Source organism: Streptomyces sp. YS-3, assembly GCF_045257485.1.
Classification (GTDB): domain Bacteria; phylum Actinomycetota; class Actinomycetes; order Streptomycetales; family Streptomycetaceae; genus Streptomyces.
Map to the genome: position 1 here is coordinate 1 of NZ_JBJHPC010000130.1, position 14,254 is coordinate 14,254.

The window sequence follows — 14,254 nt, forward strand, 5'->3', positions numbered from 1 at the left end:
ACGGCACCCCGGTCCCGGGCGCCCGGGGTCCCGGCGGTACGCCCGCCCACGGCACCCCGGTCCCGGGCGCCCGGGGTCCCGGCGGTACGCCCGCCCACGGCACCCCGGTCCCGGGCGCGCGGGGCGTGCGGCCCGGCCCGGTCGCGCCGGTGCCGCCGCTCTCCGACGACACGGCGATCCTGACCCCGCAGGCCCCGGCCCCGGTGCCGGGTGCTCCGCGCGTCACCGCGCCCCCGCCGGCCGGCCATGTCTCCGGGGACACGCTGACCAGCGGCATCCCGGTCGTACCGGAGGAGAACCGTTCCTCGTTCCCGCCCGGCGCGGGCGCGGGGCCCGACCTCGGCCCGAGGACGCCGGACGGGCCGCGCCCGGTCCAGGAGCCGCCCGCCCCGGCCCGTGCGAGCGCGCCGCCCGCCAAGAAGAAGGGCCGCTCCAAGCTGGTCCTGCTCGCGGTGGCGGCCGTCGGCGCCGCGGTCGTCGCGTACGGCGCTGGGCTGCTGCTCAACCACTCCGAGGTCCCCAAGGGCACCACGGTCCTCGGCGTCGACATCGGCGGCGGCAGCAAGGAGCAGGCCGTCGCCAAGCTCGACGCCACGCTCGGCAAGCGCGCCGCCCAGCCGCTGCGGCTCACCGTCGACGGCAAGAAGGAGACGCTCGCGCCGGACAAGGCGGGCCTCACCCTGGACAGCCAGTCGACCGTGCGCAACGCGGCGGGCAGCGACTACAACCCGGTCTCCGTCATCTCCTCGCTCTTCGGCGGCAAGCGCGTCGCCGAACCGGTCATCCCGGTCGACGAGGAGAAGCTCGGCGTCGCGCTCACCGACCTCGCGGGCGCCTCGGGCTCGGCGGTCGAGGGCACGATCAAGTTCGTCCCCGGCAAGGCCGTGGCCGTACCGGGCAAGGCGGGCAAGAGCCTCGACGTCGCCCGCTCGATGATCGCGGTCAAGGACGCGTACCGGGCGCAGGTCCAGACGGGCCGGCCCAATGAGGTGCGACTGCCGGTCACCGGGCGCAGCCCGACCATCACCGAGGCCGAGATCGACCGGGCGATGAACGAGTTCGCCAAGCCCGCCATGTCCGGTCTGATCACCATCAAGGCGGGCGGCAAGAAGATCGACTTCGGTCCGGTGAAGTCGCTTCCGAAGATCCTCTCCATGAAGCCGGTGGAGGGGAAGCTCATCGAGGTCTACGACAAGAAGGCCATCGACCAGCTCATGGGCAGCGCCTTCGACGGCGTGATGATCATGAAGGGCGACGGGCAGAAGCACCAGCTGACCGCGGACGACGTGGCCAAGGCGATGCAGAGCGCGCTGCGCGGCAAGACCCCGGCGCAGCGGGTCGTGACGATCGAGCTGAACCCGAGCTGACCTGCGGCTGTCCTCCGGCCCCGTACGCCCCGGCGCGTACGGGGGCCGTGTCATGCCCCTCGCATGACATCTGTCATCCGACAGTCACGACACCCGGCACTGACCCCGGACCGGCCCCGCGGGCCAACCTTGGGGCATGACCACCACCACCTCCACCACCACCTCCGTGGTGAGCTTCGAGCGCGTGAGCAAGAGCTACGGGGACGTCCGCGCCGTCGCGGACCTCTCCCTGGAGCTGCACCCCGGCGAGACGGTCGCGCTCCTCGGGCCGAACGGCGCGGGCAAGTCCTCCACGCTCGATCTGCTGCTCGGGCTGCGCAAGGCCGACGCGGGCGCGGTGCGCCTCTTCGGCACCACGCCCGAGCAGGCCATCCAGGACGGCCGCGTCGGCGCGATGCTCCAGAGCGGCGGTCTGATGGAGGAGGTCAAGGTCCGTGAGCTGGTGAAGCTCGCCTGCGATCTGCACCCGCGTCCGCACCCGGTCGACGAGGTCCTGGACCGCGCCGGTGTCGCGCAGATCGCCGACCGGCTGGTCAACAAGCTCTCCGGCGGCCAGGAGCAGCGGGTGCGCTTCGCGCTCGCGACCGCCGGCGCCAACGACCTGATCGTCCTGGACGAGCCGACCACGGGCATGGACGTCACCGCCCGCCAGGCGTTCTGGGCGACCATGCGCCAGCAGACCCAGCAGGGCCGTACGGTCCTGTTCGCCACCCACTACCTGGAGGAGGCCGACGCGATCGCCGACCGCGTCCTGGTCCTCCACAAGGGCCGCCTCCTCGCCGACGGCACCGCAGCCGAGATCAAGGCGAAGGCCGGCGCCCGCCGGATCGCCTTCGACCTGGAGGGCGCGATCGACGAGGCGGTCCTGCGCGGACTGCCCTTCCTGGCGGGCCTGGACATCTCCGGCCGCACGGTCCGCCTCCAGTCGACCGACGCCGACGCCACCGTCCACGCGGTGTACGGGCTCGGTCTGTACCCCCGCAACCTTGAGGTCGCGGGCCTCGGCCTGGAGCAGGCCTTCGTCGCCATCACCGAGGCCGAGGAGGCCAGGACCGCATGATGAATCGATTCTTTTCCGGGACGCTCATCAAGCTCGAAGCCGTCCGCACCCTGCGGAACAAGAAGTTCATGTTCTTCTCGGTGATCTACCCCTCCGCGCTGTACCTGCTGATCTCCGGCTCGCAGAACACCACGGACACCATCGGCGGCACCGATCTGACCTTCCCCGCCTTCTTCATGGTCTCCATGGCCTCGTTCGGCGCGATCACCGCCGTCCTGATGGGCAACAGCGAGAAGATCGCCAAGGAGCGCGAGAAGGGCTGGGTGCGCCAGCTGCGGCTGACCGCGCTGCCCGGCCGCGGCTACGTCCTGGCGAAGATCGCGAGCGCCGCGGTGGTGACCCTGCCGTGCATCCTGGTGGTCTTCCTGGTGGCGGCCACCGTCAAGGACGTACGGTTCGCGGCCTGGCAGTGGCTGGCGCTGACCGGGTCCATCTGGGCGGGCTCGCTCTGCTTCGCCGCGCTCGGCGTGGCCATCGGCTACCTCGCGAGCGGTGACGCGGTCCGCCCGATCACGATGATCATCTACTTCGGCCTCTCCATCCTCGGCGGTCTGTGGATGCCCACCACGACGTTCGCGCCCTGGCTGCGGTCGCTCGCCACCTGGCTGCCCACCCACGCGTACGCTGCGCTCGGGCAGGCCATCGAGGCGGGCAGCGCCCCGCACACCAAGGACGTGGCCGTCCTCGTCGCCTACTTCCTGCTCTTCGCGGGCGGCGCGGCCTGGCTGTACCGGAAGGACACCCTGAAGGCGTGACGAGCGTGAGGGAAGACCGCGGACCCATGCCGGGCCGCCCGCCGCGGAACCGCCAGGAGGCGCTGCGCAAGCTGCTGTGGATCGGCATCTGGCTGGCGTTCCTCGGCGCCCCGGTCTCCGACCTCCTGAAGGAGGAGCACACGGCGTGGGCGACCGCGCTCGGCTGGCTCGCCCTGGTGGCGTTCGTGGGGGTCTATCTGGGCCTGGTCTTCCGGCACACCGCCCGCCCCTTCGCCCGCGCCACGGTCGCCTCGATGCTGGTCTTCCTGACCGGCATCGCGGTGGCCACCTCGCTGACCCTGGACGCGCCCTGGCTGGTGCTCTTCGTGTACGTCTCGGTCGGCTGCGGGGCGGTGCTGCCGCTGCCGCTCGCCCGCTGGGCGATCCCCGGCGCCACGGCGGTGATGGCCCTAATCGGCCTGACCACCCGGGGCGACTGGGGCGACTTCGTGCCGGGCCTGGCGATCCCGGCCCTGCTCGGCGGCTTCGCCATGACGGGAGTGCGCCACCTCGTCCGTACGACCGTGGAACTGCGCCAGGCCAGGGCGACCGTGGCCCAGCTCGCGGCCAACGAGGAGCGGCTGCGCCTCGCCCGCGACCTGCACGACCTGCTGGGCCACTCGCTCTCCCTGATCACGCTCAAGAGCGAGCTGGCGGGCCGGATGCTCCCGGGCCACCCCGACCAGGCGGCCCAGCAGGTCGCCGACATCGAACAGGTCAGCCGCCAGGCCCTGGTGGACGTACGGGAAGCGGTCACCGGCTACCGCAGGGCGACCCTCACCGGGGAACTGGCGGGTGCCCGCACCGCGTTGACGGCGGCGGGAGTGGCCGCTGACCTGCCGGTGACGGACGAACTCCCGCCCGGGCTGTCCCCGGGCGCGGGGGAGGCCCTGGCCTGGGTGGTCCGCGAGGCCGTCACCAACGTGGTCCGGCACAGCGGCGCGAGCAGCTGCGCCATCAGCCTCGGGGAGTGCCAGACCCTGGACGGCCGCTTCCTGGAACTGAAGGTCGCGGACGACGGCCGGGGCGCCGTCGCCGTCACGGCCGGCAACGGCCTGACGGGCCTGGCGGAACGTCTGTCGGAGGTGGACGGCACACTGGAGCCGTCGGCGCACAAGGGCAAGGGCTTCACCCTGACGGCGAGGGTCCCGCTGGCCACCCCCTAGGGGCGCGGGGGAAGCCGGGTGCGGCCCTGGCCCTCCCCCCGGCCTCCGGCCGGGGGGACCCCCGGAGCACGCGCCGGACGCCGCTCCTCGACGGGCAGACGCCGCCTGCCGCGGCACTAGAATCCGGGCATGATCCGCCTTCTCCTGGCCGAAGACCAGTCCATGGTCCGCGAGGCCCTCGCGGCCCTGCTCGGCCTGGAGCCCGACTTCGACGTGGTGGCCCAGGTGGCCAGGGGCGACGAGGTGCTGGCCGCGGCCCGCGCCTGCGCCCCCGACGTGGCGCTCCTGGACATCGAGATGCCCGGGATGACCGGCATCGAGGCCGCCGCGGTCCTCCACCGCGAGCTGCCCGAGCTGCGGATCGTGATCCTGACGACCTTCGGGCGCCCCGGCTATCTGCGCAGCGCGATGGAGTCGGGAGCCGCCGCCTTCCTGGTGAAGGACGCCCCGGCCGCGCAGCTCGCGGCGGCGGTGCGCAGGGTGCTGGCGGGGGAGCGGGTGATCGACCCGACGCTGGCCGCCGCCGCGCTCGCCGAGGGCGCCAACCCGCTGACCGACCGCGAGCGCGACGTCCTGCGCGCGGCGGCGAACGGCGCCACCAACGCCGAACTCGCCCGGATGCTCTGCCTCTCACAGGGCACGGTCCGCAACTACCTCTCCATGGCGATCCAGAAGCTGGCCGCCCGCAACCGGGCGGAGGCGGTGGGCATCGCCCGCGAGAAGGGCTGGCTCTGACGCGGACCCGGCGTCAGTTCAGCATCGCCCGCGCCGCCCGGGCCCGGCCCCGGACCGTCTCGGCTGTGCGGGGCTCCACCGGCTCCAGGATGTCCGCGTAACTGTCGAACTCCGCGGCGCCCGTGAGGAAGTCGCCGCGCTGGACCAGGAGCTGGGCGCGGTCGTAGCGCAGCCGGGCGGGATGGGTCGGCAGCAGCAGGGACAGATCGAGCGCCCACAGGGCCACGTCGCTCCGCTCCGGGCGGGCCGCGGCCCAGGCGCGGATGTTGTTGAGGACGCGCAGCACGACCGCCAGCGGGTCGGCCGGGGTGATCATCGACGGGTCGAGCGGGGCGCCGGTGGCCCCGGCCACCAGCAGCTCCGCGTCCGCACCGGTCAGCGGCCGACCCCCGTCGAACGGATCCGCGAGCACCCGCTCCTCGGGGCTGCCGAAGCCCACCACGAAGTGGCCGGGCAGGGCCACCCCGTACACCGGGGCCCCGGCCCTGCGCGCCACCTCCATCCAGACCACCGAGAGCAGGATCGGCAGCCCCCGGCGGCGCCGCAGCACCTCCGGCAGCAGTGAGGACTCCAGGCGCTGGTACTCGGCCGGGCCGCCCCGGAAGTCGCAGTCGCCGCCGAGCAGCGCGGCCAGGGCCAGCGCCCAGGGGCGGGCCCCGGTGACGCCGTGGGGGAGCAGGCCGGCCAGCCGGTCCAGCTCCATCTGCGCCGCGTCCAGGCCGGGCCGGCCGAGGCCGGGATCGGCCACCGCGCCGATCAGCAGGCACAGCGTGGTCAGGTCCGGCCGCGCGGACCGGGCCTCCTCGGTGAACTGCCGCCGCCAGTCCTCGGCGCCGGGGCTTTCGGGTTCCATAACCGCCTCGTACCCGTTCGTGGAGATCGGAAAGTCCGGCGCTCAGCCCTGCCGGAAGTGGTGGTAGGTGTGGTGGGTGGTGAAGCCCTGGGCGTCGTAGAGGGCGTGGGCGCCCCCGTTGTCCGCCTCGACCTGGAGCCAGGCCGCCGAGGCGCCCTCGGAGAGCGCCTGCCGGGCCAGCGCGGTCATCACGGCCGTGGCGAGCCCCCGGCGGCGCTGCGCCGGGTCCACCTCGACCGCCATGAACCCCGCCCAGCGGCCGTCGACCACGCACCGGCCGATCGCGGCGGGGACGTCCCCGTCCCCGGCCACGGCGGCGAACCAGGTGGAGGGGCCGCTCTCCAGTACCGTGCGCACATGGGGTCCGGGCGTGCCGGTGCGCTGGTAGCGGGCGAGCCAGGCGGAACCGACGGAACGGGACAGCTCCACCGGTGAGACGTCCGCGTCGAGGTCCCCGATCGGGGCAAGTGCGGCGATCCGCAGTTGGGCGCTTACCTCGCGAACCCACCCAAACTTTTCAAGATCGACACAGAGGGCCTCCTGGGTCCCCTCGGCGCCGGTGGACGTCTGTACGTACGTGGGAAGGCCACGGGCGGTGTACCAGGCGCGCGCGTACGCGAGGGCGTCCTCCAGGGGCATCCCCGGCTCGCCGAGCGGCAGCACGGAATTGGCCCGCCGGGTGAATCCGCCGGCCGCCCGCAGGGTCCAGCCGCCCAGCTCCTCGCTCTCCACGGGCTGCCACGCACGTGCGCTGACCAGCGCCAACTCCCGGAAGGTGGCGGCCGGGCCACGGCGCCGGGCGGGTTCGGCGGGGATGACCTTGCCCGCGACCATCTCGCTCTCCGGGACGCGTACCGCCTCGCCGTTCCTGCGGACGATCGACAGCACCCCGGCGTCCCACGATGTGAGAACGCCGACCGTGTCGGTGAACTTCGGGCCCCGCTCCCCGGACCCCGTCAGGTGTCTGACTGATACGCGTTTGCCCTGATCTTCCGGCGTGATTCTGACGACCAGCCGTCCGCCGGTGGTGAACTCCACAGCTCTCTTCGCCCCTCCTGTTCGGATCGCGCCCCGGAACGGAGATACTAGGTGCGGGCATCGACGACGCCGCGCTCCCGCGCGCCACGTGGACGGAGCCGCAGACCGGCCCGCCGCGCCCTATCGAGGAGGAACGACAGCGTGACCTACGTCATTGCGGAGCCTTGTGTCGACCTTAAGGACAAGGCATGCATCGAAGAGTGCCCGGTCGACTGCATCTATGAGGGCCAGCGGTCCCTCTACATCCACCCGGACGAATGTGTCGACTGTGGCGCCTGTGAGCCGGTCTGCCCGGTCGAGGCCATCTTCTACGAGGACGACACCCCGGAGGAGTGGAAGGACTACTACAAGGCGAACGTCGAGTTCTTCGACGAGCTCGGTTCGCCCGGTGGCGCCTCCAAGCTCGGCCTGATCGAGCGCGACCACCCCTTCATCGCCGCGCTGCCCGCCGACATCAACGCCGACAGCGAGCACTGACACCCCACCGCGTGTCCGCCCGGTCCCGTACGGCGCCCAGCGCCCTGCGGGACCGAGGCGTTTGCCCGGCACGGCATTTCCGTACGAGAAAGTGAGCACCTCCCGTGGGCGCAGTCTCCGCACGCCTGCCCGTCTTCCCCTGGGACAAGCTGGAGCCGTACAAGGCGACGGCCGCGGCCCATCCGGACGGAATCGTGGACCTGTCCGTGGGCACCCCGGTCGACCCGGTCCCGCGGCTGATCCGCGAGGCGCTGGCCGGGGCCGCGGACTCGCCCGGCTATCCGACGGTGTGGGGGACCACGGAGCTGCGCGACGCGCTCACGGGGTGGGTCGGGCGCCGGCTCGGCGCGGTCGGCGTCGGCCACCGCAACGTGCTGCCGGTGGTCGGCTCCAAGGAGCTGGTGGCCTGGCTGCCGACCCAGCTGGGCCTGGGCCCGGGCGACAAGGTCGCCCATCCGCGGCTGGCCTACCCGACGTACGAGGTGGGCGCCCGGCTCTGCGGCGCGGAGTCCGTCGGCTACGAGGACCCGACCGAGCTCGACCCGTCCGGACTCAGGCTGCTCTGGCTGAACTCGCCGTCCAACCCGACCGGCCGGGTGCTCGCCAAGGACGAGCTGGTCCGGATCGTCGCCTGGGCGCGCGAGCACGGCGTCCTGGTCGTCTCCGACGAGTGCTACCTGGAGCTGGGCTGGGAGGCCGAGCCGGTCTCGGTGCTGCACCCGGACGTCTGCGGCGGTACGTACGAGGGTCTCGTCGCCGTCCACTCGCTCTCCAAGCGCTCCAACCTCGCCGGGTACCGCGCCGCGTTCATCGCGGGCGACGAGGCCGTCCTCGGCGAGCTGCTCCAGATCCGCAAGCACGGCGGGATGATGACGGCCGCGCCGGTCCAGGCGGCCACCGTGGCGGCGCTGGGCGACGACGTCCACGTACAGGAGCAGCGGGCGCGCTACGCGGCCCGCCGCGCCGCCCTGCGCGGGGCGCTGGTCGAGCACGGCTTCCGGATCGAGCACAGCGAGGCCAGCCTCTACCTGTGGGCGACCCGCGGCGAGGGCTGCTGGCAGACCGTGGCCCACCTCGCCGAGCGCGGCATCCTGGTGGCGCCCGGTGACTTCTACGGCGAGGCGGGCGCGGACTTCGTCCGGGTGGCCTTCACGGCGACGGACGAGCGCGTCGAGGCGGCCGTGAAGCGGCTGGGCGGGCCCCGCCCGGCCGGGACGGCCTGAGCGCGGCCGGGACGGCATGAGAAGGGGCCCCGGGGGGAGAGTTCCCGGGGCCCCTTCGGCGCCGCGCCGCGCGGGGTGCGCGGCAGCGCGGCTCAGCCGACGGGCAGGCCCTTGAGGGGCAGCTGGTCGGTGGAGGGCAGCCCCTGGGTGGGCAGCTGGCCGCCGACCGGAAGGCCGTCCAGGCTGGCCGACTTGGCGGTGGAGCCGAGGAGGTCGCCCGCGTTGCCCGCGGCGTCGCCCGCCGCCTTCTGGGCCGCCGGGGTCGCCGTCTTCCCCGCCTTGCCGACGGTCTTGCCCGCGGCCGGGACCGCCTGCTTGACGGCCTTGCTGCCGGCGTCGCCCGCCAGGCCGGTGGCCTTCTGCGCGGCGCCGTCGACGGTGTTGCCGAGGTTCGCGCCGTCGAGGGCGGTCAGACCGCCCAGGTTCGTGGTCTCCGGAAGGGCAGCGGCGCTCGCCGCGCCGGCCGCGCCGACCACGGGAACTGCACCCGCCGCGACGAGCAGCGCGGCACGGGCGATCCGACGGGTCAGGGGGAGGGACATGATGCTCCTTGAGACGGGAGGAACGGCGTTCGGACGCTGTGACAACTCCTCGGGGTGCGGATCAGGTTGCGGAGGGCCCGGGTAAAGAGTTCGCAATGCGTCGCATTATCGGGTTCGGATAAAAACGGGCAAACGAGCCGTGGCGACAATACGCTGAACGCCGCCACATCCCTTTGTTCCCAAGGGAATTGACGATTCTTCGGGTGGGCGCGGGGGTGGGTGTACGAAACGGTGTACGCGAAAGGCCTCTGTGCCCCGTACGAGTGGCCGCCCGAACGGGTGTCGCGCGCTAGGGGGCGAGCTGGATGAGGACCCGGCCGACCGCGCCGGAACTCCCCGCTCCGCTCGTCCCGTCGGCCGTGTTCCCGCTGGTGGCGCCGGTGTCCGCCTCGGCGTCGTCGGTGTGCCAGCCCTTGCGGGAGCCGTCCACGCGCCAGGTGTGCCCCGCGTACGAGACCCGCTCCACCCGGAACGCCGCGGCGTGCGCGACCGCCCAGTGGGCCAGCTCCCAGCCGCGCTGTACCGCGCCGTCCTCGCCGTCGGCCCCGGCGCGCGCGGGCGTGCGCACCGGCACGCTGAGTTCACGCCCCTCGCCCTTGTCCGGGACCACTCCCGCGCCGAACGCGCGGGCCAGCTCGGCGCGCACCTGCGCCGGGTCGCCCGGGCGGGTGTCCTTGGCGATGGTGCAGGTCAGGGAGGCGGGGCTGCGGCCCGTGAGCGCGGCCGTGAGCAGCGCCGCGTCCGGCTCGTGCTTGGCGTACGCCTGCGGGAAGCCGCTGCGCTGGACCCGCTGCGCGGCCACGGTCAGCGGCAGCCGCGAGTAGCCGGGCACCTCCGCCAGGCGCTGGTAGAACTTCCCGGCCGAGTAGACCGGGTCCATGATCTGCTGCACGCTGCCCCAGCCCTGTGAGGGCCGCTGCTGGAAGAGCCCGAGGGAGTCGCGGTCGCCGTGCGTGATGTTGCGCAGGCCCGACTCCTGGAGCGCGGTGGCCAGCGCGATGGTCACCGCCCGCTCGGGCATCCCGTGCGAGGTGCCGACCGCGGAGATCGTCGCCGCGTTCTCGGCCTGCTCGGGGCTGAGCCGGAAGGTGTCGTCCCCGGACCCCACGGTGCACCTCGGCGCCCCGGGGCCCCCGCTGAGGTACTGCACCACCAGATAGCCGGCCACGGCGAGCAGCACGACGGCCGCGGCCACGAAACGGAAGAGACGGCCGCGCCGTGCGGGTCGTGCGGGAGTGCGGGGCTGGGACACGGGGACCACCGTACTGGAGGGTGGGGCGAGGACCCCGGGGCCGGGCGCCACATGGGGGCCCATGGACGCCCCGGCCCAGGTCGGGGCGGGCGCGCTAGGGTCGGTGCCATGGCAGACAGCGCACTCGACCTGACTCTGGACGGCCCCGCGCTCACCGCGTGGCTCGTCGACTTCCCGTCCGAGAGCGGAACGGAGAAGCCGCYCGCGGACGCGATCGAGGCGGCGCTGCGGACGCTGCCGCATCTGACCGTGGACCGCCACGGCAACAACGTCGTCGCGCGCACGAACCTGGGGCGCGCCGAGCGGGTCGTCCTCGCCGGGCACATCGACACCGTCCCGATCGCCGGCAACGTGCCCTCGCGCCTCGACGAGAACGGCGTCCTGTGGGGCTGCGGCACCTCGGACATGAAGTCCGGCGTGGCCGTGCAGCTGCGCATCGCGGCGACCGTCCCCGCGCCCAACCGCGACCTGACCTTCGTCTTCTACGACAACGAGGAGGTCGCGGCGCACCTCAACGGGCTCGGGCACGTCGCCGAGGCGCACCCCGACTGGATCGAGGGCGACTTCGCGGTGCTCCTGGAGCCCTCCGACGCCCAGGTCGAGGGCGGCTGCCAGGGCACCCTGCGGGTCATCCTGCACACGGCGGGGGAGCGGGCCCACTCCGCGCGCGCCTGGATGGGCTCCAACGCCATCCACGCCGCCGCCCCGGTCCTGGCCAGGCTCGCCGCGTACGAGCCGCGCCGGCCGGTGATCGACGGGCTGGAGTACCACGAGGGCCTGAACGCGGTACGGATCGAGGGCGGCGTCGCCAACAACGTCATCCCCGACGCGTGCGCGGTCACCGTCAACTACCGGTACGCCCCGGACCGCACCCCCGAGGAGGCGCTGGCCCACGTCCGCGAGGTCTTCGCGGACTGCGGTGTCACGGAGTTCACCGTCGACGACCACTCCGGCGCGGCCCTGCCCGGGCTCTCACACCCGGCCGCCGCGGCCTTCATGGCGGCGGTCGGCGGCACCCCGCAGCCCAAGTTCGGCTGGACCGACGTCTCCCGCTTCGGCGAGCTCGGCGTCCCGGCCGTCAATTACGGCCCCGGCGACGCCCTGTACGCGCACAAGCGCGACGAACACGTGGCCGTCGACCGGATCACCCACTGCGAACGGCGACTTCACGCCTGGCTGACCGCCTGAATTTCATCATTCGTCACGTAAGTCGTCCTACCCTGGCCGGACGCGTCATATGACTTGAGTCAGCGGAAGGGAGCACGCAATGGCCTATCCCGAGGGAGAGTTTCCGGGCGAACAGCGGCTGGAGCAGCGGCTCGGGCCGGTGCTGCGCCGCCGCGAGCAGGTGAAGCCCGGAACCACCGACCAGCGGCTCCTGGACACCGAGGGCGACTCGGAGTGGGTGCACACCGACCCCTGGCGGGTGATGCGCATCCAGTCCGAGTTCGTCGAGGGCTTCGGCGCCCTCGCCGAACTGCCCAGCGCCATCAGCGTCTTCGGCTCGGCCCGCACCCCGGTGGACTCGCTGGAGTACGAGGCGGGCGTGCGCATCGGCCAGGCGCTGGTCGAGGCGGGCTTCGCGGTGATCACCGGCGGCGGGCCGGGGGCGATGGAGGCGGCGAACCGGGGGGCGCGCGAGGCGCGCGGCGTCTCGGTCGGTCTCGGTATCGAGCTCCCCTTCGAGCAGGGGCTCAATCCGCACGTCGACATCGGCGTCAACTTCCGCTACTTCTTCGTCCGCAAGACGATGTTCGTGAAGTACGCGCAGGGCTTCGTCGTGCTCCCCGGCGGCCTCGGCACGCTGGACGAGCTCTTCGAGGCGCTCACGCTCGTCCAGACCGGCAAGGTGACCCGCTTCCCGATCGTCCTGTTCGGCTCCGAGTACTGGACCGGCCTGGTCGACTGGCTCCGCGACACGGTCGTCGCGGGCGGCAAGGCCTCCGAGAGCGACCTGCTGCTCTTCCACGTCACCGACAGCGTGGAGGAGGCGGTGGCACTGGTGACGAAGGAGGTGGGGCGGTAGGCCCCGCCGGGCGGAGCCCGGTCAGGCCAGTCCGCGCCGGGCGACGGCCGGCGGACGGTGGCCCGCGATGGACGCCACCATGTCCAGCACCTGACGCGTCTCCGCGACCTCGTGCACCCGGTACACCCGTGCCCCCAGCCACGCCGACACCGCCGTCGTCGCCAGGGTCCCGATCAGCCGCTCCTTGACCGGCCGGTCCAGCGTCTCCCCGACGAAGTCCTTGTTGGAGAGGGAGACCAGGACCGGCCACCCGGTCGCCGTCATCTCCCCGAGCCGCCGGGTCGCCTCCAGGCTGTGGCGGGTGTTCTTGCCGAAGTCATGACCGGGATCGATCATGATCCCGTCCCGCCGCACCCCGAGCGCGACCGCCCGCTCCGCGAGCCCGACGGTGACGCGGAGGATGTCCTCCACCACGTCCTCGTACGCGGTCCGGTGCGGCCGGGTGCGCGGCTCGACGCCGCCCGCGTGCGTACACACCAGACCCGCGCCGTAGCGCGCCGCGACCTCCGCGAGCTTGGGGTCGACGCCGCCCCACGCGTCGTTCAGCACGTCCGCGCCCGCCTCGCAGACCGCCTCCCCGACGTCATGGCGCCAGGTGTCGACGCTGATCACCACGTCCGGATGGCGCCGCCGCACCTCGGCCACGAAGCCGACCGTGCGCCGCGCCTCCTCCTCGGCCGTGACCTCCTCGCCGGGGCCCGCCTTGACCCCGCCGATGTCGACGATGGCGGCCCCCTGGGACACCGCCTCCTCCACGCGGGCCAGCGCGGGCTCGTCGTGGAAGGTCGCGCCCTGGTCGTAGAAGGAGTCCGGGGTCCGGTTGACGATCGCCATGATCACCGGCTCGTACGCGTCGAACTCGCGCCGTCCCAGCCGCAGCATCCGCTGTTTCCTCCTCGGGTAAGACGCCCGTGACCTCTGGTTCCGTGTCCGGTGGGCCGGGCCTGTGCCGCCCGACAGACCCTAACTCCCAGCTCCGCATGGCACGATCGGACCCGACGGTTTCCGGCTGGCGGGGAGAGGCTTCGCGCGTGTTCTGGTTCTTGCTGATCGCCATGGTCGTGGTGGTCGCCGCGGTGACGCTGGCCGTGGTGGGCGGCGGCGACGACGCCGTACTGCCCGAGACGGGCTCCGAGCGGCTCGCCGACCCGCTGCCCGAGGACCGCCCGGTGGAGCGCGCGGACATCGACGCCCTGCGGCTCCCGGTGGCCGCGCGCGGCTACCGCATGGCCGAGGTCGACGACGTGCTGAGCCGCCTCGCCGCGGAGCTCGCCGAGCGCGACGCCCGCATCGCCGGCCTCCAGCAGGCGCTCAGCGCCGCCCACACCCGCCGTGACGAGGAGCCCCGCAAGTGAGTGCCGCCATCCCCGGACCCGACGGCCGGCCGCGCTGCCCGTGGGGGCTGTCCACCGCGGACTACGTGGCCTACCACGACACCGAGTGGGGCCGGCCGGTCCACGGCGACGACGCCCTCTACGAACGGCTGTGCCTGGAGGCCTTCCAGTCGGGGCTGTCGTGGATCACCATCCTGCGCCGCCGGGAGGGCTTCCGCCGCGCCTTCGCGGGCTTCCGTATCGCCGAGGTGGCCGCGTTCACGGACGAGGACGCGGCGCGGCTGCTGACCGACGAAACGATCATCCGCAACCGCGCCAAGATCGACGCGACCCTCGCCAACGCGCGCGTACTGGCCGACTGGGCCCCCGGTGAACTCGACGAGCTGATCTGGTCGTACGCCCCGGACCCCGCCACCCGCCCGGCTC

The 14,254-nt window shown here is 73.2% G+C and carries 16 protein-coding genes; 11 read left to right on the forward strand and 5 right to left on the reverse strand.

Annotated features, from left to right (window positions below):
- From ACJA3G_RS13860 to ACJA3G_RS13880, 5 genes are all read left to right on the forward strand, one after another.
- A partial coding sequence (locus ACJA3G_RS13860; RefSeq protein ID WP_406553257.1) for a hypothetical protein occupies positions 1 to 1,367 on the forward strand: 1,367 nt, incomplete at its 5' end.
- Between the two features lie 136 nt (positions 1,368 to 1,503).
- Positions 1,504 to 2,427: an ABC transporter ATP-binding protein gene (locus tag ACJA3G_RS13865; protein WP_406553258.1), complete on the forward strand. Its 924-nt coding sequence runs from the start codon at positions 1,504 to 1,506 to the stop codon at positions 2,425 to 2,427.
- The gene (locus tag ACJA3G_RS13870) at positions 2,424 to 3,182 is read left to right on the forward strand and encodes an ABC transporter permease (RefSeq protein WP_406553259.1); all 759 of its coding nucleotides are present in this window, start codon (positions 2,424 to 2,426) and stop codon (positions 3,180 to 3,182) included. The genes ACJA3G_RS13865 and ACJA3G_RS13870 overlap by 4 nt, the downstream gene beginning before the upstream one ends.
- 26 nt (positions 3,183 to 3,208) lie before the next feature.
- Positions 3,209 to 4,348, forward strand: a complete 1,140-nt coding sequence (locus ACJA3G_RS13875) for a sensor histidine kinase (protein WP_406553270.1) — start codon at positions 3,209 to 3,211, stop codon at positions 4,346 to 4,348.
- 129 nt (positions 4,349 to 4,477) lie between these two features.
- Entirely contained in the window at positions 4,478 to 5,083 is a 606-nt protein-coding gene (locus ACJA3G_RS13880) for a response regulator (RefSeq protein WP_406553260.1), read from the forward strand.
- 13 nt (positions 5,084 to 5,096) lie between these two features.
- Here ACJA3G_RS13880 and ACJA3G_RS13885 read toward each other — a convergent pair whose 3' ends face one another.
- Together ACJA3G_RS13885 and ACJA3G_RS13890 are read right to left on the reverse strand one after the other, a co-directional pair.
- On the reverse strand, positions 5,097 to 5,936 hold the full coding sequence (locus tag ACJA3G_RS13885; RefSeq protein ID WP_406553261.1) for a transglutaminase-like domain-containing protein: 840 nt from the start codon (positions 5,934 to 5,936) through the stop codon (positions 5,097 to 5,099).
- Positions 5,937 to 5,978: 42 nt separating this feature from the next.
- Positions 5,979 to 6,974, reverse strand: a complete 996-nt coding sequence (locus ACJA3G_RS13890) for a GNAT family N-acetyltransferase (protein WP_406553262.1) — start codon at positions 6,972 to 6,974, stop codon at positions 5,979 to 5,981.
- Between the two features lie 141 nt (positions 6,975 to 7,115).
- Here ACJA3G_RS13890 and fdxA point away from each other — a divergent pair, with 141 nt between their 5' ends.
- Positions 7,116 to 7,451, forward strand: a complete 336-nt coding sequence (fdxA, locus tag ACJA3G_RS13895; RefSeq protein WP_188276063.1) for a ferredoxin — start codon at positions 7,116 to 7,118, stop codon at positions 7,449 to 7,451.
- A 104-nt stretch (positions 7,452 to 7,555) separates the two neighbouring features.
- Positions 7,556 to 8,674, forward strand: a complete 1,119-nt coding sequence (dapC, locus tag ACJA3G_RS13900) for a succinyldiaminopimelate transaminase (RefSeq protein WP_406553263.1) — start codon at positions 7,556 to 7,558, stop codon at positions 8,672 to 8,674.
- Between the two features lie 92 nt (positions 8,675 to 8,766).
- On the opposite strand, the gene ACJA3G_RS13905 is transcribed toward dapC, so the two are convergent.
- Positions 8,767 to 9,216, reverse strand: coding sequence for an ATP-binding protein (locus tag ACJA3G_RS13905; RefSeq protein WP_406553264.1), 450 nt, complete (start codon positions 9,214 to 9,216; stop codon positions 8,767 to 8,769).
- A gap of 289 nt (positions 9,217 to 9,505) precedes the next feature.
- Complete coding sequence (locus ACJA3G_RS13910) at positions 9,506 to 10,468, reverse strand: hypothetical protein (RefSeq protein WP_406553265.1); 963 nt, start codon at positions 10,466 to 10,468, stop codon at positions 9,506 to 9,508.
- A gap of 108 nt (positions 10,469 to 10,576) precedes the next feature.
- On the opposite strand from ACJA3G_RS13910, the gene dapE reads away from it, so the two are divergent.
- Positions 10,577 to 11,656 carry a succinyl-diaminopimelate desuccinylase gene (gene dapE, locus ACJA3G_RS13915; protein ID WP_406553266.1) on the forward strand — a complete coding sequence of 360 codons (1,080 nt, stop codon included), beginning with the start codon at positions 10,577 to 10,579 and terminating at the stop codon, positions 11,654 to 11,656.
- A 79-nt stretch (positions 11,657 to 11,735) separates the two neighbouring features.
- Positions 11,736 to 12,494: a TIGR00730 family Rossman fold protein gene (locus tag ACJA3G_RS13920; RefSeq protein WP_365104788.1), complete on the forward strand. Its 759-nt coding sequence runs from the start codon at positions 11,736 to 11,738 to the stop codon at positions 12,492 to 12,494.
- 21 nt (positions 12,495 to 12,515) lie between these two features.
- On the opposite strand, the gene folP is transcribed toward ACJA3G_RS13920, so the two are convergent.
- Positions 12,516 to 13,376, reverse strand: a complete 861-nt coding sequence (folP, locus tag ACJA3G_RS13925; RefSeq protein WP_406553267.1) for a dihydropteroate synthase — start codon at positions 13,374 to 13,376, stop codon at positions 12,516 to 12,518.
- A 149-nt stretch (positions 13,377 to 13,525) separates the two neighbouring features.
- Here folP and ACJA3G_RS13930 point away from each other — a divergent pair, with 149 nt between their 5' ends.
- Together ACJA3G_RS13930 and ACJA3G_RS13935 are read left to right on the forward strand one after the other, a co-directional pair.
- A complete protein-coding gene (locus tag ACJA3G_RS13930) occupies positions 13,526 to 13,849 on the forward strand; it encodes a DivIVA domain-containing protein (protein ID WP_406553268.1) in 324 nt (107 codons plus the stop codon).
- On the forward strand, positions 13,846 to 14,254 hold a 409-nt coding region (locus ACJA3G_RS13935; protein ID WP_406553269.1), incomplete at its 3' end, for a DNA-3-methyladenine glycosylase I. The genes ACJA3G_RS13930 and ACJA3G_RS13935, both read left to right, overlap by 4 nt.